We start from the raw sequence: 17664 nt of genomic DNA on the forward strand, positions 1-17664 counted from the left end.
TATATCCACACTGAATGGCTGTGGTCTGGTTAAATTGTAAACACAGATTGACTATACTTACGCCATTGAGGTAAAACACAGCGTTTCATTCAGTGAACGGATAAGGCACAATGCCGGCCACTGCATTACCGCAATCCTGAGAGGGGTTGGCTGGGGTGCGTGTGATTCTGGTTAACAAAAGCGGTGCAATATGCAAGTTTTTATCATGCGTCACGGCGACGCGGCCCTCGATGCCGCCAGTGATTCGGTTCGTCCCTTAACCCCCTGTGGTTGTGATGAATCCCGCCTTATGGCGAACTGGCTGAAAGGTCAAAAAGTGGATATCGAACGTGTTCTGGTGAGCCCGTTCCTGCGAGCCGAACAAACGTTGGATGTGGTAGGGGAATGTATGAACCTGCCTGGCGACGTGGATGTTTTGCCGGAGTTGACTCCTTGCGGCGATGTCGGTCTGGTCAGCGCCTGGCTGCAGGCCCTGGCCAACGAAGGTGTCGCAACCGCACTGGTGATTTCCCACCTTCCCTTAGTGGGTTACCTGGTGGCCGAGCTGTGCCCCGGCGAAACGCCGCCGATGTTTACCACCTCAGCGATTGCCAGTGTGACGCTGGATGAAAGTGGAAAAGGGGTATTCAACTGGCAGATGAGCCCGTGTAACCTCAAAATGGCGAAAGCGATTTAACCTGCCGTCTGACTTTTAAAGAGCCGCTGATGCGGCTGACAAACGATGAAATGCCCGATGGCGCAAGCTTATCGGGCCTACAAAGATTATATAACACATTGATATTGCGATCTTATGTAGGCCGGATAAGACATCAGTCGCCATCTGGCAAAACCTCCACAGGAGTTGTCAACAATCTGAGCCGCTGATGCGGCTCAGATTGTTTCTGTGCTCAGGGCAGTTCCGGCGGCGCCCACTCTTCCACTTCGATTAACACCAGCAGCGCGGCATCGCCGCCATATTCTTTCGGCGCCTGATGGAAGGCCATGATGTGCGGATGCTGCGCCAGCCACAGCGGCGTCTGTTGTTTCAGCACATGTTTGCCGTGACCGTGCATCACGCAGGCGCAAAATACATGTTCGCGGCGACAGGCGGCAATCAGCGCGCCCAGTTCCTGCTTCGCCTGAAGCTGCGTCAGGCCGTGTAAATCGAGAAACAACTCCGGGGAATAATCACCACGGCGCATTTTCTTCAGCTCGAAATGGCTGACGTCAGGACGGACATATTTCACCGGACCTTCCGTATTCAGCAGCGGTTGAAACTCATCAGAGAAATAGTGGCTGGCATCGGCCTGCTCCGAAAGCAGCCGTTTAACCGGCACTTCGGTGATTTTTTTACGCTGCGGGCGATGAACAATGGTGTCCTGTTTAATCTGACGGGTGCCTGTCATCAACTGCCGGAATAGCGCCTGGTCCTCCTCGCTAAGCGATGTTTTCTTTTTCATTCTGCGGTCTCATCTTTTTTTATTGTCCGTTAGTTTACCCGACTCGATGCGGATGCGAATGCTCAAAACGCAATTTTCACCCGCAACCCCTGCGTGATTGCTGATTTATCGCCGTCTTCATGGCAAACTAGCCGCCGAAATTAATGCGAGCATGCCCTGGAGGAACAGGTGGATAAAATTTTCGTTGATGAAGCAGTGAGTGATCTGCATACCATTCAGGACATGTTGCGCTGGGCGGTCAGCCGTTTTAGTGCGGCGAATATCTGGTACGGTCACGGTACTGATAACCCGTGGGATGAGGCTGTGCAACTGGTGCTGCCATCGCTGTATCTGCCGCTGGATATTCCGGAAGATATGCGTACCGCGCGACTGACCTCCAGCGAACGCCACCGTATTGTTGAGCGCGTGATCCGCCGCGTGAACGAACGTATTCCGGTAGCCTATCTGACCAACAAAGCCTGGTTCTGCGGTCATGAGTTCTATGTTGATGAACGCGTGCTGGTGCCGCGCTCTCCGATTGGTGAGTTGATCAACAACCGCTTTGCGGGGCTGGTCAATGAGCCGCCTCAGCTGATTCTCGATATGTGTACCGGGAGCGGTTGTATCGCTATCGCCTGTGCTTATGCCTTCCCGGAAGCGGAAGTGGATGCGGTAGATATTTCTGCCGACGCGCTGGCCGTGACCGAGCATAACATTGAAGAACACGGTCTGATCCATCATGTGACGCCGATTCGTTCCGATCTGTTCCGCGATCTGCCTAAAGTGCAGTACGACCTGATTGTCACCAATCCTCCATACGTTGACGCGGAGGATATGTCCGATCTGCCTAATGAATATCGTCACGAGCCGGAACTGGGGCTGGCGTCCGGTACGGACGGTCTGAAACTCACTCGTCGCATTCTGGGCAACGCGCCGGATTACCTGTCTGATGATGGTATTCTGATTTGTGAAGTCGGTAACAGCATGGTACATCTGATGGAACAATATCCGGATGTGCCGTTCACCTGGCTGGAGTTCGACAATGGCGGCGATGGCGTCTTTATGCTGACCAAAGCCGAGTTGATTGCTGCCCGCGAGCATTTCAGCCTCTATAAAGATTAAACCACAACGACAACAACGAGACCGCAATGGCAGGAAATACAATTGGACAACTCTTTCGTGTAACCACCTTCGGCGAATCGCACGGGCTGGCGCTCGGTTGTATCGTCGACGGTGTGCCGCCGGGCATTCCGCTGACGGAAGCTGACCTGCAGCACGATCTCGACAGACGTCGCCCCGGTACGTCGCGTTACACGACGCAGCGTCGCGAACCGGATCAGGTGAAAATTCTCTCCGGCGTGTTTGAAGGCGTAACGACGGGGACCAGCATTGGTCTGCTGATTGAAAACACCGATCAGCGTTCGCAGGACTACAGCGCCATCAAGGACGTGTTTCGTCCGGGACACGCGGATTACACCTACGAGCAGAAATATGGCCTGCGCGATTATCGTGGCGGCGGACGTTCTTCTGCGCGGGAAACCGCGATGCGCGTGGCGGCTGGCGCAATTGCAAAAAAATACCTCGCCGAAAAGTTTGGCGTAACCATTCAGGGTTGTCTGACCCAGATGGGCGACATTCCGCTGGCGATCAAAGACTGGTCCCAGGTTGAGCAGAATCCTTTCTTCTGTCCGGACCCGGATAAGATTGATGCGCTGGATGAACTGATGCGTGCGCTGAAAAAAGCAGGCGACTCTATTGGTGCGAAAGTGACCGTGGTCGCCAGTGGTGTACCGGCAGGGCTGGGCGAACCCGTGTTTGACAGACTTGATGCCGATATCGCCCATGCGCTGATGAGTATCAATGCGGTGAAAGGCGTCGAAATTGGTGATGGGTTTGACGTCGTGGCACTACGCGGCAGTCAGAACCGTGATGAAATTACCAAAGATGGGTTCCAGAGCAACCATGCCGGCGGTATTCTGGGCGGGATCAGCAGCGGCCAGCAAATCGTGGCCCACATGGCGCTGAAACCGACGTCCAGCATTACCGTTCCGGGTCGTACCATTAATCGCTTTGGCGAAGAAGTGGAGATGATCACCAAAGGTCGTCACGATCCGTGTGTGGGGATCCGTGCGGTACCGATCGCCGAAGCGATGCTGGCGATCGTGCTGATGGATCACCTGCTACGTCAACGGGCGCAAAATGCGGATGTCAAAACGGATATTCCACGCTGGTAAGAGATGAATAAAACCGCGATAGCACTGCTGGCTCTGCTTGCCAGCACGGCCAGCCTGGCGGCGACGCCGTGGCAGAAAATTACCCAGCCCGTGCCGGGCAGCGCGCAGTCCATTGGTGGTTTCTCGAACGGCTGCATTGTGGGGGCAGATACGCTTCCGGTGCAGTCGGATCACTACCAGGTGATGCGCACCGACCAGCGTCGCTATTTCGGTCATCCCGATCTGGTGATGTTTATTCAGCGACTGAGTACGCAGGTCAGTAATCTGGGACTGGGAACAGTACTGATTGGCGATATGGGAATGCCTGCCGGTGGGCGATTTAACGGCGGACATGCCAGCCACCAGACGGGTCTGGATGTGGATATTTTCCTGCAGTTGCCAAAAACACGCTGGACTCAGGAGCAGCTGTTGCGCCCCCAGGCGCTGGATTTGGTCGCCCGTGACGGTAAACATGTGGTGCCATCGTTGTGGAAACCGGAAATCTCCAGCCTGATTAAGCTGGCCGCGGAAGATAATGACGTCACCCGTATTTTTGTTAATCCTGCCATAAAACAGCAGCTTTGCCTGGATGCCGGAACCGATCGCGACTGGTTGCGTAAAGTGCGGCCCTGGTTCCAGCATCGTGCGCATATGCATGTACGATTGCGTTGCCCTGCCGACAGCCTTGAGTGTGAAGATCAACCTTTGCCTCCTCCGGGCGACGGGTGTGGTGCTGAGCTACAAAGTTGGTTTGAACCACCAAAACCTGGAACAACAAAGCCTGAGAAGAAGACACCGCCACCGCTGCCGCCTTCCTGCCAGGCGCTACTGGATGAGCATGTACTCTGATGGACAATTTCGTAGACCTGTTTATGGTCTCTCCGCTGCTGTTGCTGGTCCTGTTTTTTGTGGCGATGCTGGCGGGATTTATCGATTCACTGGCGGGGGGCGGCGGTCTGTTAACCATCCCCGCGCTGATGGCGGCAGGGATGTCTCCCGCGCAGGCGCTGGCGACCAATAAGCTGCAGGCCTGCGGCGGTTCGATTTCTTCCTCAATTTATTTTATTCGCCGTAAGGTGGTGAACCTCGCCGATCAGAAACTCAATATCGCGATGACGTTTATGGGTTCGATGAGCGGCGCACTGCTGGTGCAACACGTGCAGTCAAACGTGTTACGTCAGATCCTGCCTGTTCTGGTGATCTGCATTGGTCTTTACTTTTTGCTAATGCCGAAAGTGGGTGAGGAAGACAGGCAGCGTCGACTGTACGGTTTGCCATTTGCCCTGGTGGCGGGTGGGTGTGTAGGCTTTTATGATGGTTTCTTTGGCCCGGCGGCAGGTTCATTTTATGCGTTGTCGTTTGTCATGCTATGCGGCTACAACCTCGCTAAATCGACCGCTCACGCCAAGGTGCTGAATGCCACCTCTAATATTGGCGGCCTGCTGCTGTTTATCATCGGCGGGAAAGTGATTTGGGCGACTGGCTTTGTCATGCTGATCGGGCAATTTCTCGGGGCGCGAATGGGCTCCCGACTGGTACTGAGCAAAGGACAAAAGCTGATTCGGCCTATGATCGTCATTGTCTCGGCGGTGATGAGTGCCAAACTTCTTTATGATAACCATGGACAGGAGATTCTCCACTGGCTGGGGATGAATTAATGAACAGTACGCACCACTACGAACAGTTAATCGACATTTTCAACGGCTGCTTTGCCGATGATTTTAATACCCGTCTGATTAAAGGCGACGACGAACCGATCTATCTTCCTGCTGATGCAGAGACCCCGTATCACCGGATTGTCTTTGCGCACGGCTTTTATGCCAGCGCGTTGCATGAGATTTCTCACTGGTGTATCGCCGGGAAAGCGCGCCGGGAGTTGGTGGATTTCGGATACTGGTATTGTCCGGACGGACGCGATGCGGCGACGCAGGGACAGTTTGAAGATGTGGAAGTGAAACCGCAGGCGTTTGACTGGTTGTTTTGCGTGGCGGCAGGGTATCCGTTTAACGTCAGTTGCGACAACCTGGAAGGCGATTTTGAACCGGACCGCGTGATGTTTCAGCGTCGGGTCCATGCACAGGTGATGGCATATCTGGAGGCGGGTATTCCCGAACGTCCGGCGCGCTTCATCAAGGCATTACAGAATTATTATCACACGCCTGAACTTACGGCGGAACAGTTCCCGTGGCCAGAAGCGCTTAACTGAAGCCAGCGCCACGTTACAATGAGGAAAGAAGATGATCGCGGAGTTTGAATCACGCATTCTGGCACTAATCGACGACATGGTAGAGCATGCAAGCGATGATGAGCTGTTTGCCAGTGGGTATTTGCGTGGCCACCTGACGTTAGCCGTCGCAGAACTGGAAGGTACTGATGACCATTCTGCTCAGGCCGTCTATGCCAACGTCACCCGCAGCCTGGAAAACGCCATCGGTGCCGGTGAGTTGTCGCCGCGCGATCAGGCGTTAGTCAAAGAGATGTGGGACGCATTGTTCCAGAAAGCAACGCGCTAAACGTACTGTCGCCATCCGGTTGGCCCAATTTGCCGGATGGCGCACATTCTCACGCAATCTGCGTTTTTACGGCTTTTCCCTTCAGTAACTTCCGCACCCATAACCGATTGGGATTCAACGCCGCCAGCGTTGCAGCATCCAGGGGAATGGGTTCGCCACTCATCTGTGAAGCCAGAATTTCTGCGCACAGCGGTGCAGAGCACAATCCACGCGAACCCAGCGCACCCAGCATAAACAAATCGTCGTACACCGGCGCACTTGCGGCATTCGTTTTGTTGTCAGCTACGTCGGCATATTGCGCCAGTGTGGCCTCATAGTCCGGTACATTCCCCACCATCGGCAAATGGTCGCGGGTGGCGCAGCGCACGCCGCAGCGTGCCGCGTTGGCACTCACATCAACCTCTTTAGCCCATTTCGCGGCCGGGAAACAGTCAATCAGGCGCTGTCGGTTTTGTTGCTGATCGTCTTCCCGATACTGCGTTTCTTCGCTGCCGCGATGGTAGCTGGCACCGATACAGTGCTGCTGATTGGTCGGATTTTGTGGCGTCAGGTAGCCGTCATAACACAGTACCTGACGGATCCCGGCAAGCGCTGGTGTCGTCGGAATATGGCTGACCTGGCCGGCGACAGCGTAGACGGGCAGCGGCTGCGTTTGCGTAAACCGGGGGATCTGGTGACCGTTGGCCAGCACCACTACGGCATGTTCCGCACGTTCGCCGTGAGTAAACTGCAGATCCCAACCGGATGCAGAACGCGTCAGCGTCGCCAGTGAATGCTGGTAGTGGCAGCGTAGTCCCTGTCTTTCAGCAAGCAGAAGCACGGCGGCAGTCAATTGCGCCGGGCATAACCAGCCGCCCAGAGGATACGTCACGCCGCCACAGCCGGTGTCGACACCGGTAAGGTGTCGCGCCTGTTCGGCATCGACTGCGCTCGCCAGCGCTGAAGGGAGATCCAATGACAACATCTGCGTGATTTTCTGCTGGCTTTTGTCGTCCCAGCCCAGCTGCGTGACCCCGCACCAGTCGTGATCGAAGCTAACGGGCAGGGCATCGTAAAGACGACGCGCGAACGTAAATGCGGCAGGGAAAAAGAGATTTATCGCCGTATCGTGTTTGCTGAGCAGCGGATAGAGCGCCCCCTGACGGTTGCCGGACGCGCCCTGAGCGGGTTTGTCATCCGCGCAATAGAGCGTCACCTGCCAGCCGCGGCGTAACAGCGCCAGCGCCAGCAGCGCGCTGGCAATCCCACCTCCGATGAGGGCGACCTCGCGTTTTTCACTCTTTTGTCGCGCAAACCAGGGTGTGGAGGCTGGAATGGCAAGGGGTTGCTCCATTACACCGCGCAGCATTTCGCGCTTGCGGCCAAAGCCTTTGCATTTTTGCATGGTAAAACCGGCTTCCTGCAGTCCGCGACGGACAAATCCAGCAGACGTAAAGGTCGCCAGCGTACCGCCCGGGCGGGCGAGCCGCGCCATGGCGTTAAACAGCGTTGGCGTCCACATGTCCGGGTTTTTGGCCGGGGCGAAGCCGTCGAGAAACCAGGCGTCGACTTGTTGATTCAGGCTGTCGTCAAGCCGATCGGTGAGTTCATTGATATCGCCAAACCAGAGATCAAGCGTGACGCGTCCTTCATCCAGCAGCAGACGGTGACAACCTGCCAGCGGCAACGGCCACTGTGCCTGAAGTTGACCGGCAAATTCGGCTAACTCCGGCCAGCGCTGATGTGAAGCCGTGAGATCGTCACGGCTCAGGGGAAATTTTTCAAAACTAATGAAATGTAATCTTTGTAGCGTAGCCTCAGGCTGAGTGGCGCGAAATGCAGCGAACGCCTGCCAGAGCGTGAGAAAGTTCAGACCGGTGCCAAAGCCGCTCTCCGCCACAACAAATAACGGGCGAGAATGATCCACAAAGCGTTCTGTGATTCGGTTGCCACCGAGAAAGACATAGCGGGTCTCTTCCAGGCCGTTGTCGTTGGAAAAGTAGACGTCGTCAAAATCTCGGGAAACAGGTGTACCCTCAGCGTTGAATTCGAGGTTGGCGGGTTGTATAGCGTATTGTTTCACGTAAGTTACTCGTCTGACAGGCAGTGTCACGATCTTAGCGATGTGTGCCTGGCGGCGCAAATTTCAGTACAAATTGGCTGATCGGACTTGTTCGGCGTACAAGTGTACGCTATTGTGCCAATCGAAACTTACTATAGTGCGATTACAGAGGTATTGAATGAAACGTGCAGTGATTACTGGCTTGGGCATCGTTTCCAGCATCGGTAATAACCAGCAGGAAGTCCTGGCATCTCTGCGTGAAGGACGTTCAGGGATCACTTTTTCTGACGAGTTTAAAGATGCAGGAATGCGCAGCCACGTATGGGGCAACGTCAAACTGGATACCACTGGTTTAATCGACCGTAAGGTGGTTCGTTTCATGAACGATGCCTCTATTTATGCCTATCTCTCCATGCGTGAAGCGATTGCAGATGCAGGTCTGAGTGAAGAAGCGTATCAGAACAACCCGCGCGTTGGTCTGATTGCCGGTTCCGGCGGCTCTTCCAAAGCGCAGGTATTCGGTGCTGACGCCATGCGTAGTCCGCGTGGCCTGAAAGCGGTTGGCCCGTATGTGGTCACCAAAGCGATGGGCTCCGCAGTTTCCGCTTGCCTCGCGACACCGTTCAAAATTCATGGCGTAAACTACTCCATCAGCTCCGCCTGTGCGACCTCCGCACACTGTATCGGTAATGCGGTCGAGCAGATCCAACTGGGCAAACAGGACATCGTATTTGCGGGCGGCGGTGAAGAGCTGGGCTGGGAAATGGCCTGTGAGTTCGACGCGATGGGCGCACTGTCCACCAAATATAACGACCAGCCTTCTAAAGCTTCTCGTACCTATGACGCGCACCGCGACGGTTTTGTTATCGCTGGCGGCGGCGGTATGGTCGTGGTTGAAGAACTGGAACACGCGCTGGCACGTGGCGCCCATATCTACGCTGAAATCGTGGGCTACGGCGCGACCTCTGACGGTGCTGACATGGTGGCTCCGTCTGGCGAAGGCGCGGTGCGCTGCATGCAGATGGCAATGCACGGCGTTGATACTCCAATCGACTACCTGAATTCCCACGGTACCTCTACGCCGGTGGGTGACGTGAAAGAACTGGGTGCGATTCGCGAAGTGTTTGGCGATAACAGCCCGGCGATCTCCGCCACTAAAGCGATGACCGGCCACTCACTGGGCGCCGCTGGCGTACAGGAAGCGATCTACTCTCTGCTGATGCTGGAACACGGCTTTGTTGCGCCAAGCATCAACATCGAAGAGATGGACGAGCAGGCTGCCGGTCTGAACATCGTGACCGAAACCCTCGATCGTGAACTGACTACCGTGATGTCGAACAGCTTCGGTTTCGGCGGTACCAACGCTACGCTGGTGATGCGTAAGCTGAAAGCGTAAGACTGCTGTTGATGAAAAGGGAGCCAAACGGCTCCCTTTTTACTTTTTAAGCGGTTTGTATTCTGCTGCGATTTCCGCAGACCACGCCCGGGCCTGAGCAATAGCGCCGGCATCGTAGATCGGATGTTCAAACTGGTTCGTAAGATCGCGTACTCGATAAATTTTCCATTGGCCATCTTCGCGACGGGTGTACACCAGTAAATGGATAAGGCGAGTACTAGAATCGCCAAGCCATACTTCCACTTTTTCGCCGCCCAGAAAAGCGCTGGCCGTTCCAGTGTGAAATTTAGAGATCCACTCCGGTGCGTAATCCTGCACGTACATAAAGTAGTCCGAATTCACGATCTCCTGCTCATAATAATTATCAATTTGCTTCAGCCTTTGAATAATCTCAGTGGAAACATATTTTCCATAAATAGGGTTGGTGTAATTGATGAGACTCTCATTGTTGTCGCTGGTGTATATCGTCATGTACTGAAGGTAGAATTGATTCACCATGCTACGACTACCTGTATCATTGTGAACAGAACATCCCGATAATAGTAAAAGAAGTAATGGGAGAATAAGACGCATCAGTTCCTCCTGTATATCGTATATTGTGGTTTTGCTGTTCTGTAACCCGGTCCCGCCCACATATCACGTTGTCTGAAATCGGAATACCATTCTTGTCCATCAAAAATAGCCATATGACCGCTGGCATTTCCTCCCACATAGGGTTGCAATATGACAACATCGCCTGCTCGCGGAGGTTCATAAGGAGAGACGGGTTTGAAACCTGCGTTAATTAAAAGAGAACCGTAATCTTTGGCATGCCCTGTGTGTCCTATATCTATGCCCCCGGCATAGATTGCCTTTCGCGTGTATTCAGCACATTGCCTGATTGAATGCGCATGCGCGTGTCGTTTTGCATAGTTTGTTGCTGCTTTTATATTCCATGTCATATTATATTCTCCCGATGTTATTACGTGATTCGTTAATTAATTATCACTGTAGCTATGGGGGAAATAGGTAATATGTGCTATAGGGAGAAGTTATAAATAACTCGCGCGTATTTTATATATCAATGATATTGATTTTAAAAATCATCGAGAATGATTACACTTTTATTCTTTTGAATGCGGATGTGGATCTTCATCGTTGGAAAGGTAGCGCGACGGCCAAATCACGTCCGGCGTTGTTTCCAGCGCATTGGCAATAATCCATTCTGCGCGAGGCCAGCTACGAACGAAGACGTTGCGCAGGGAGTCTGGTGATAATCCTGCTATACGAGAAAGTTCTCTGAGCGTAATGCCTTTTTTTTCAAGTGCACTTTTAATATCTGCACGATGCCAGTCTTGGCTTTTTTCTCTCATTCTGTAATCCTACAAAGATGTGTTATCGGCACCGATATTTTTCAGGAGATAATATTACAGCGATAAAAGAAGGTGATTTTCTTTTGTCGAATGAATATTGCCAGAATAACCCTGAAATTGCGCGAAAAAAAGAAAGATTATTTTTATGTCATTGGTGAAAGGAACGAAATGATGTCTAAAGAATGGCTCACAGTACAGGAATGTATTGGTCTACCGGGTTTTCCCGGTAGCATCCCTGCTGTTCGCAATCGGCTCAATATCCTGAGTGCAGGTAAAGAAGGCATTAAACGCAAGCGGAGTAAATCAAAGGCGTGGGAATACCACATTTCGATTCTCCCCGTTTATGTTCATCCCTATGTTGTGGACGATGACATGGTAGCGGTGCGCAATGAATCATCTGCCTGGGAAGCCGCACCGAAAGAGATTTGGGATATGATGTTCAGACTTCTGACGCCAGAACAGCAGCAACAGGTGACTTATCTTTTTGGAACCAAAGGTATCGGTGCCGTCTTGCCTTCGCTTTTTGACGATGAAAACCTGTATTGATACGCGCTGACGGTTTGCGGTTGACAACTTTAGCCACTCACAGGCAGACTTCAGGCCCATCATTATCTTCCGGATAATGCGTAAGCGTTTGACGTTATCCAACGCACCTTAATCCTGACGGTCAGGTGGAGGGGGCGTGGCATTTCCTCGCCTTACTCTGCATTCTGGAGTAACGCATGACAGCAGTAACCCATAAAGAAAAAACATCTGCAGCGAACACATCGCTTTTTCGTATCGCGTTTGCGGTCTTTTTGACCTACATGACGGTCGGCCTGCCGCTACCCGTCATTCCACTGTTTGTTCACCATGAACTGGGCTACGGCAATACGATGGTCGGTATTGCCGTGGGGATTCAGTTTCTGGCCACCGTCCTGACGCGGGGCTATGCCGGGCGACTCGCCGATCAGTACGGCGCCAAGCGTTCTGCGCTGCAGGGAATGTTTGCCTGCGCGCTGGCGGGCGGCGCGTGGCTACTGGCAGCACTGTTGCCCGTTTCTGTACCGATCAAATTCGCGTTATTAATCATCGGACGGCTGATCCTCGGCTTTGGTGAAAGCCAGTTACTGACCGGAACCCTGACCTGGGGGCTCGGGCTGGTGGGGCCGGCACGTTCCGGAAAGGTGATGTCGTGGAACGGGATGGCGATTTATGGTGCGTTAGCAGCGGGTGCGCCGCTCGGGTTGTTGATCCATAGCCATTTTGGTTTTGCGGGTCTTGCGGGTACAACAATGGTATTACCGCTGCTGGCATGGGCATTTAACGGCACGGTGCGTAAAGTACCGGCGCATTCCGGCGAGCGTCCCTCACTGTGGAGTGTCGTGGGACTTATCTGGAAACCGGGGCTGGGGCTCGCGCTGCAAGGTGTAGGATTTGCGGTGATCGGCACCTTTATCTCTCTCTATTTTGCCAGCAATGGTTGGGCGATGGCCGGTTTTACGCTGACCGCGTTTGGCGGAGCATTTGTTCTGATGCGCGTGCTGTTCGGCTGGATGCCAGACCGCTTTGGTGGGGTCAGGGTGGCTATCGCTTCCCTGCTGATCGAGACCGTTGGACTGGTATTGCTCTGGCTGGCGCCGACGGCCTGGTTTGCGCTGCTCGGTGCGGCATTAACCGGGGCAGGGTGTTCGCTGATCTTCCCGGCGCTTGGCGTTGAAGTGGTGAAACGCGTACCGTCGCAGGTTCGTGGAACGGCACTGGGAGGCTACGCCGCATTTCAGGATATTTCTTATGCGGCCACTGGCCCGCTGGCAGGGTTGCTTGCCACGTCCTGTGGCTATCCATCCGTGTTTCTTGCTGGTGCGATTTCGGCAGTGCTGGGAATAGCGGTAACGCTGCTGTCATTTCGTCGGGGCTAGACGACCAGCCAGAAAATCACTAACGCGACCAACAGGGCGATAAACAGCAGTCCGGGACGTGCGGTGAATGCGCGTAGCGTGTCGATAACCGGCGCAAACGGACTGTAAATCGGCTGAATGTGGCGCGGCTCGGTTAATTCCCGATCGCGTTCGACGCGACGCAGAAAGATTTGATTCAGTAGATCCTGCACTTGCGCAGTCGTCAGCACCGTTTGTGCCTGGATCTGGTATGTCTGCTGGGCGTAATCTTTCAGACCAGCCAGTTCATCTGGTTCCAGTGGCTGCTTTAGCGCCACCTGTAGCGATTGCAGGGTAGGGGCATGCTGTAGACTCAAGGTCTGACGCGCCTGTAGCCAGGTTACCAGATGGGTGAAATGCTTTGCCGGAATCAGCTCACCGCTTTTCACGCCGGAGAGCTCCAGCATCGATTGCCAGATAAGCTTGCTGGATTCCCCCGTTGCGGCGGTCAGTTTAGTCACCAGATGATTTAACGTATTGTGTTCTGCTGGCAGCAGTGGACGATCGGTTGCCGGGCGCTGCAGCGGCTGCGGGATCGACAATTGCCCCTGCTGTAAAAGCATCAGTACATTCTTAAGCTGTTCTGGTTTGAGTTGACTGAGCGCCGTTTGTCCGTACTGCTGGCGAATAAAATCGCTTACTGCCTGGCGATTGTTTCCCTGACTCAACAAGTCCGTCAACTGTGAAAGCACCTGGCGGTTGGCATGGTTTTGCTGGGCAACACCCAGACGCTGATTGAGATTTTGTTCTGCCGCAGGGAAATGGCGCGACAGCAATGGGGTATCGCTTTTCACGCCGAGATCATGCTTCATGCCGGCCCACACTTCCGCACTTTGCTGTTGCGTCAGTGAAATCAGGCGAGTAATCAGGCGTTCCAGTACGGTCCGCTGTTGCGTGGAGAGCGGTTGTTCGCCCGCCGTGGAAACCGCGGATTGCCCTTCATCGGGAGGGCGCGCGGGAGTACCGGAAATAGGTTGCATCATCACTTATCCTTAAACCATCAATCTTAGCAAAGTATGCCTGGCGGCCAGATTATGGCACACTTGCCCGGTTAACTCTCGTTCTCAAACAGGTACGACAGACGTGAAAATTCTCGTTGATGAAAATATGCCTTATGCCCGCGAATTGTTTAGTCGTCTGGGTGAGGTAAAAGCGGTTCCCGGACGCCCCATCCCCGTCGCTGAGCTGGATGACGCTGAAGCGCTAATGGTACGGTCGGTCACCAAAGTGAACGCGTCGCTGCTGGAGGGGAAAGCCGTCAAGTTTGTGGGTACCGCAACCGCGGGCACCGATCATGTGGATGAGAACTGGCTCAAGCAGGCAGGCATCGGATTTTCAGCGGCGCCCGGATGTAACGCCATCGCGGTGGTGGAATATGTTTTCTCCGCGCTGTTGATGCTGGCAGAACGTGACGGATTCGCGTTACGCGATCGTACTGTCGGGATTGTTGGCGTGGGTAACGTCGGTGGACGCCTGCAGGCGCGGCTGGAAGCGCTTGGGATCCGAACGCTGTTATGTGACCCGCCGCGTGCGGATCGCGGGGACGAGGGCGATTTCCGTTCGCTTGATGAGCTGGTACAAGACGCCGATATCCTGACCTTCCACACGCCGCTGTTTAAAGAAGGGCCTTATAAAACGCAGCATCTGGCCGATGACGCGCTGATTTCCCGTCTGAAACCGGGCTCTATTCTGATTAATGCCTGTCGTGGCGCCGTGGTGGATAACGCCGCGCTGCTTGCGCGTCTTAACGCCGGGCAGGATCTGAGTGTGGTTCTGGATGTCTGGGAAGGCGAACCGGATCTGAATGTCGAGCTGTTGAACGCCGTTGATATTGGCACTGCGCACATTGCAGGCTACACGCTGGAAGGCAAGGCGCGTGGAACGACACAGGTCTTTGAAGCCTTGAGCGCGTTTATCGGCCGCGAGCAGCATGTCGCGCTGGATACCCTGCTGCCTGCGCCGGAATTTGGCCGTATTACGCTGCATGGCCCGTTGGATCAACCGACGCTGAAAAGACTGGTGCATTTGGTGTATGATGTGCGCCGCGACGATGCGCCGCTGCGCAACGTCGCCGGAATACCGGGTGAATTTGATAAACTGCGCAAAAATTACCTCGAGCGTCGTGAATGGTCCTCACTGTATGTGATGTGCGACGACGCCGATGCGGCGGCGTTACTGTGTAAACTGGGTTTTAACGCGGTGCATCACCCGACACGTTAATGTCTTCTTAATGCCCCCTGACGAATAATCGGCAGGGAGGCTTATGCTTTTCTGGAGTAAACCACCATGTCTGAAGGCTGGAATATTGCCGTCCTCGGCGCGACGGGCGCTGTTGGCGAAGCGTTGCTTGAAACCCTGGCAGAACGTCAGTTCCCGGTTGGGGAAATTTTTGCGCTGGCACGTAATGAAAGCGCAGGCGAACATCTGCGCTTTGGTGGTAAGTCTGTGATTGTGCAGGATGCGGCCGAATTCGACTGGACGCAGGCGCAACTGGCCTTTTTCGTCGCCGGCGTTGAGGCCACGGCGGCCTGGGTTGAAGAGGCGACAAATGCCGGCTGTCTGGTCATCGATTCCAGCGGTCTGTTCGCGCTTGAGCCTGACGTTCCGCTGGTGGTGCCGGAAGTGAACCCGTTCGTGCTGGCGGACTACCGTAATCGCAACGTGATCGCCGTGCCGAACAGCCTGACCAGCCAACTGCTTGCCGCGCTGAAACCGCTCATCGATCAGGGAGGGCTCTCTCGCATCACCGTAACCAGTCTGCTTTCTGCATCCGCGCAAGGTAAAAAAGCGGTCGATGCGCTGGCCGGACAGAGTGCGAAACTGCTGAACGGGATCCCCATTGATGAAGATGATTTCTTTGGCCGCCAGTTGGCATTCAATATGTTGCCGCTGTTGCCTGATCGCGAGGGCAGCGTGCGTGAAGAGCGACGGATCGTCGATGAAGTACGCAAAATCATGCAGGATGACGGGTTGTTGATTTCGGCAAACTGTGTACAGTCACCGGTGTTTTACGGTCACGCGCAGATGGTGGCATTTGAAGCGCTGCGTCCGCTGGCAGCTGAAGAGGCACGCGATGCCTTTGCCCGTGGTGAAGACATTGTGCTGTCAGAAGAGAGTGATTTTCCAACTCAGGTTGGTGATGCCTCTGGCAGTGCGCATTTGTCTGTGGGCTGCGTGCGCAACGATTACGGCATGCCAGAACAGGTACAGTTCTGGTCTGTGGCGGATAACGTCCGCTTTGGCGGCGCGCTGATGGCGGTGAAAATTGCGGAAAAACTGGTGCAGGAGTACCTGTACTGATGTCTGACCAGCAACAATTGCCGGTGTATAAAATTGCGCTGGGCATTGAGTATGACGGCAGCAAATATTATGGCTGGCAGCGTCAGAATGAAGTCCGCAGTGTGCAGGAAAAGCTGGAAAAGGCGCTTTCACAGGTCGCCAATGAACCAATTAACGTCTTTTGCGCCGGACGCACCGATGCCGGTGTGCACGGCACCGGGCAGGTTGTGCATTTTGAAACCACCGCGCTGCGTAAAGATGCGGCATGGACATTGGGTGTAAATGCGAATTTGCCTGGTGACATCGCGGTGCGATGGGTGAAAGCTGTACCGGAAGATTTTCATGCGCGATTCAGCGCCACGGCTCGCCGATATCGTTACATCATCTACAATCATCGGTTACGTCCGGCGGTGTTAGGTAAAGGTGTGACACATTATTACGAGCCGCTGGACGCCGAACGTATGCATCGTGCGGCGCAGTGCCTGATTGGCGAGAATGACTTTACGTCATTTCGTGCGGTCCAGTGCCAGTCGCGCACGCCGTGGCGTAACGTGATGCACATTACGGTGTCGCGTCATGGGGCGTATGTGGTGGTCGATATCAAAGCGAATGCCTTTGTACATCATATGGTCAGGAATATTGTTGGCAGCCTGATGGAAGTTGGTGCCCACAACCAGCCGGAGAGCTGGATAGCAGAGTTGTTAGCGGCAAAGGACAGAACGCTCGCAGCGGCAACGGCGAAGGCCGAAGGACTATATCTGGTTGCGGTGGACTACCCTGACCGGTTTGACCTTCCTAAACCGCCCATGGGCCCGCTTTTTCTGGCGGACTAATTTGTGTCGTACAAAGGTATAGGCAACTATGGACCTGATTTACTTTCTCATCGATTTTATCCTGCACATTGATGTGCACCTGGCGGAGCTGGTCGCCGAGTACGGCGTCTGGGTTTATGCGATATTGTTCCTGATTCTGTTTTGTGAAACGGGGCTGGTGGTGACACCGTTCCTGCCAGGGGACTCTCTGCTGTTTGTGGCGGGGGCGCTGGCGTCGCTGGGTACCAACGATCTCAATGTGCACCTGATGGTGGTGTTGATGCTGATTGCCGCGATTGTCGGTGATGCGGTCAACTATACAATTGGTCGATTGTTCGGCGAGAAGTTATTCAGTAACCCGGACTCGAAGATTTTCCGTCGCAGCTATCTGGATAAAACGCATCAGTTTTACGAAAAACACGGTGGAAAAACCATCATTCTCGCCCGTTTTGTGCCGATCGTCAGAACCTTTGCACCGTTTGTGGCGGGAATGGGACATATGTCGTATCGTCATTTTGCGGCGTATAACGTGATAGGCGCGCTGCTGTGGGTTCTGCTCTTTACCTATGCCGGTTACTTCTTCGGCACCATCCCGATGATTCAGAATAACCTTAAGTTGCTGATAGTCGGTATTATTGTGGTATCGATCCTGCCGGGTGTGGTGGAAATTATTCGCCACAAACGCGCTGCGTCACGTGTAACAAAATAGAAACTAACTCGG

20 protein-coding genes are annotated in these 17664 nt (G+C 54.1%); 14 read left to right on the forward strand and 6 right to left on the reverse strand.

Going from position 1 to position 17664, the window contains the following annotated elements:
- The first annotated feature begins 190 nt into the window (after positions 1-190).
- Positions 191-676, forward strand: coding sequence for a phosphohistidine phosphatase SixA (gene sixA / locus KE671_RS18730; protein WP_206164102.1), 486 nt, complete (start codon positions 191-193; stop codon positions 674-676).
- A 211-nt stretch (positions 677-887) separates the two neighbouring features.
- On the opposite strand, the gene smrB is transcribed toward sixA, so the two are convergent.
- Positions 888-1439 (reverse strand): endonuclease SmrB, encoded by a 552-nt coding sequence (gene smrB / locus KE671_RS18735; protein WP_206164103.1) that lies wholly within the window; start codon positions 1437-1439, stop codon positions 888-890.
- 168 nt (positions 1440-1607) lie between these two features.
- Between smrB and prmB the strand changes: the two genes are divergently transcribed.
- The 6 genes from prmB to KE671_RS18765 are packed head-to-tail and all read left to right on the forward strand — an operon-like array spanning position 1608 to position 6144.
- Positions 1608-2540, forward strand: a complete 933-nt coding sequence (gene prmB, locus KE671_RS18740; protein ID WP_206164104.1) for a 50S ribosomal protein L3 N(5)-glutamine methyltransferase — start codon at positions 1608-1610, stop codon at positions 2538-2540.
- Positions 2541-2566: 26 nt separating this feature from the next.
- On the forward strand, positions 2567-3652 hold the full coding sequence (aroC, locus tag KE671_RS18745; protein ID WP_206164105.1) for a chorismate synthase: 1086 nt from the start codon (positions 2567-2569) through the stop codon (positions 3650-3652).
- A 3-nt stretch (positions 3653-3655) separates the two neighbouring features.
- Entirely contained in the window at positions 3656-4480 is an 825-nt protein-coding gene (gene mepA, locus KE671_RS18750; protein WP_206164106.1) for a penicillin-insensitive murein endopeptidase, read from the forward strand.
- Entirely contained in the window at positions 4480-5289 is an 810-nt protein-coding gene (locus tag KE671_RS18755) for a sulfite exporter TauE/SafE family protein (RefSeq protein ID WP_206164107.1), read from the forward strand. The genes mepA and KE671_RS18755 overlap by 1 nt, the downstream gene beginning before the upstream one ends.
- Positions 5289-5837: an elongation factor P hydroxylase gene (locus KE671_RS18760; protein ID WP_206164108.1), complete on the forward strand. Its 549-nt coding sequence runs from the start codon at positions 5289-5291 to the stop codon at positions 5835-5837. The genes KE671_RS18755 and KE671_RS18760 overlap by 1 nt, the downstream gene beginning before the upstream one ends.
- A 31-nt stretch (positions 5838-5868) precedes the next feature.
- Positions 5869-6144 (forward strand): YfcL family protein, encoded by a 276-nt coding sequence (locus tag KE671_RS18765; RefSeq protein WP_206164109.1) that lies wholly within the window; start codon positions 5869-5871, stop codon positions 6142-6144.
- 49 nt (positions 6145-6193) lie between these two features.
- On the opposite strand, the gene mnmC is transcribed toward KE671_RS18765, so the two are convergent.
- On the reverse strand, positions 6194-8206 hold the full coding sequence (gene mnmC / locus KE671_RS18770) for a bifunctional tRNA (5-methylaminomethyl-2-thiouridine)(34)-methyltransferase MnmD/FAD-dependent 5-carboxymethylaminomethyl-2-thiouridine(34) oxidoreductase MnmC (protein ID WP_206164110.1): 2013 nt from the start codon (positions 8204-8206) through the stop codon (positions 6194-6196).
- Between the two features lie 157 nt (positions 8207-8363).
- Between mnmC and fabB the strand changes: the two genes are divergently transcribed.
- A complete protein-coding gene (fabB, locus tag KE671_RS18775) occupies positions 8364-9581 on the forward strand; it encodes a beta-ketoacyl-ACP synthase I (protein WP_042317749.1) in 1218 nt (405 codons plus the stop codon).
- Between the two features lie 39 nt (positions 9582-9620).
- On the opposite strand, the gene KE671_RS18780 is transcribed toward fabB, so the two are convergent.
- The 3 genes from KE671_RS18780 to KE671_RS18790 form a co-directional block, all read right to left on the reverse strand.
- Positions 9621-10157, reverse strand: a complete 537-nt coding sequence (locus KE671_RS18780; protein WP_432759341.1) for a YbjP/YqhG family protein — start codon at positions 10155-10157, stop codon at positions 9621-9623.
- The gene (locus KE671_RS18785) at positions 10154-10522 is read right to left on the reverse strand and encodes a CHAP domain-containing protein (RefSeq protein ID WP_206164112.1); all 369 of its coding nucleotides are present in this window, start codon (positions 10520-10522) and stop codon (positions 10154-10156) included. The genes KE671_RS18780 and KE671_RS18785 overlap by 4 nt, the downstream gene beginning before the upstream one ends.
- A gap of 162 nt (positions 10523-10684) precedes the next feature.
- Positions 10685-10933 (reverse strand): helix-turn-helix domain-containing protein, encoded by a 249-nt coding sequence (locus KE671_RS18790; protein ID WP_206164113.1) that lies wholly within the window; start codon positions 10931-10933, stop codon positions 10685-10687.
- A 171-nt stretch (positions 10934-11104) separates the two neighbouring features.
- On the opposite strand from KE671_RS18790, the gene KE671_RS18795 reads away from it, so the two are divergent.
- Both KE671_RS18795 and KE671_RS18800 read left to right on the forward strand, forming a co-directional pair.
- The gene (locus tag KE671_RS18795; RefSeq protein ID WP_206164384.1) at positions 11105-11479 is read left to right on the forward strand and encodes a DNA-binding protein; all 375 of its coding nucleotides are present in this window, start codon (positions 11105-11107) and stop codon (positions 11477-11479) included.
- Positions 11480-11655: 176 nt separating this feature from the next.
- The gene (locus KE671_RS18800; protein ID WP_206164114.1) at positions 11656-12834 is read left to right on the forward strand and encodes an MFS transporter; all 1179 of its coding nucleotides are present in this window, start codon (positions 11656-11658) and stop codon (positions 12832-12834) included.
- Here KE671_RS18800 and flk read toward each other — a convergent pair.
- Positions 12831-13832, reverse strand: coding sequence for a flagella biosynthesis regulator Flk (gene flk, locus KE671_RS18805; protein WP_206164385.1), 1002 nt, complete (start codon positions 13830-13832; stop codon positions 12831-12833). The two genes, KE671_RS18800 and flk, sit on opposite strands and share 4 nt — an antisense overlap.
- A gap of 103 nt (positions 13833-13935) precedes the next feature.
- On the opposite strand from flk, the gene pdxB reads away from it, so the two are divergent.
- The 4 genes from pdxB (at position 13936) to KE671_RS18825 (ending at position 17652) form a co-directional block, all read left to right on the forward strand.
- Positions 13936-15072 (forward strand): 4-phosphoerythronate dehydrogenase PdxB, encoded by a 1137-nt coding sequence (gene pdxB / locus KE671_RS18810; protein ID WP_206164115.1) that lies wholly within the window; start codon positions 13936-13938, stop codon positions 15070-15072.
- A gap of 66 nt (positions 15073-15138) precedes the next feature.
- On the forward strand, positions 15139-16152 hold the full coding sequence (locus KE671_RS18815; protein ID WP_206164116.1) for an aspartate-semialdehyde dehydrogenase: 1014 nt from the start codon (positions 15139-15141) through the stop codon (positions 16150-16152).
- A complete protein-coding gene (gene truA / locus KE671_RS18820) occupies positions 16152-16964 on the forward strand; it encodes a tRNA pseudouridine(38-40) synthase TruA (protein ID WP_206164117.1) in 813 nt (270 codons plus the stop codon). The genes KE671_RS18815 and truA overlap by 1 nt, the downstream gene beginning before the upstream one ends.
- Positions 16965-16992: 28 nt before the next feature.
- Positions 16993-17652, forward strand: coding sequence for a DedA family protein (locus KE671_RS18825; RefSeq protein WP_102601249.1), 660 nt, complete (start codon positions 16993-16995; stop codon positions 17650-17652).
- Positions 17653-17664 lie beyond the last annotated feature (12 nt).

Origin of the sequence: Citrobacter amalonaticus (assembly GCF_018252635.1) — a bacterium.
Classification (GTDB): domain Bacteria; phylum Pseudomonadota; class Gammaproteobacteria; order Enterobacterales; family Enterobacteriaceae; genus Citrobacter_A; species Citrobacter_A amalonaticus_E.

Coding starts and splice junctions, on each gene's coding strand:
- KE671_RS18765 (WP_206164109.1), top strand. CDS start 5,869: ATGATCGCGGAGTTTGAATCACGCATTCTGGCACTAATCGACGACATG.
- aroC (WP_206164105.1), top strand. CDS start 2,567: ATGGCAGGAAATACAATTGGACAACTCTTTCGTGTAACCACCTTCGGC.
- KE671_RS18795 (WP_206164384.1), top strand. CDS start 11,105: ATGTCTAAAGAATGGCTCACAGTACAGGAATGTATTGGTCTACCGGGT.
- KE671_RS18815 (WP_206164116.1), top strand. CDS start 15,139: ATGTCTGAAGGCTGGAATATTGCCGTCCTCGGCGCGACGGGCGCTGTT.
- KE671_RS18755 (WP_206164107.1), top strand. CDS start 4,480: ATGGACAATTTCGTAGACCTGTTTATGGTCTCTCCGCTGCTGTTGCTG.
- sixA (WP_206164102.1), top strand. CDS start 191: ATGCAAGTTTTTATCATGCGTCACGGCGACGCGGCCCTCGATGCCGCC.
- KE671_RS18785 (WP_206164112.1), bottom strand. CDS start 10,522: ATGACATGGAATATAAAAGCAGCAACAAACTATGCAAAACGACACGCG.
- KE671_RS18760 (WP_206164108.1), top strand. CDS start 5,289: ATGAACAGTACGCACCACTACGAACAGTTAATCGACATTTTCAACGGC.
- flk (WP_206164385.1), bottom strand. CDS start 13,832: ATGCAACCTATTTCCGGTACTCCCGCGCGCCCTCCCGATGAAGGGCAA.
- fabB (WP_042317749.1), top strand. CDS start 8,364: ATGAAACGTGCAGTGATTACTGGCTTGGGCATCGTTTCCAGCATCGGT.
- truA (WP_206164117.1), top strand. CDS start 16,152: ATGTCTGACCAGCAACAATTGCCGGTGTATAAAATTGCGCTGGGCATT.
- KE671_RS18825 (WP_102601249.1), top strand. CDS start 16,993: ATGGACCTGATTTACTTTCTCATCGATTTTATCCTGCACATTGATGTG.
- mepA (WP_206164106.1), top strand. CDS start 3,656: ATGAATAAAACCGCGATAGCACTGCTGGCTCTGCTTGCCAGCACGGCC.
- KE671_RS18790 (WP_206164113.1), bottom strand. CDS start 10,933: ATGAGAGAAAAAAGCCAAGACTGGCATCGTGCAGATATTAAAAGTGCA.
- smrB (WP_206164103.1), bottom strand. CDS start 1,439: ATGAAAAAGAAAACATCGCTTAGCGAGGAGGACCAGGCGCTATTCCGG.
- KE671_RS18800 (WP_206164114.1), top strand. CDS start 11,656: ATGACAGCAGTAACCCATAAAGAAAAAACATCTGCAGCGAACACATCG.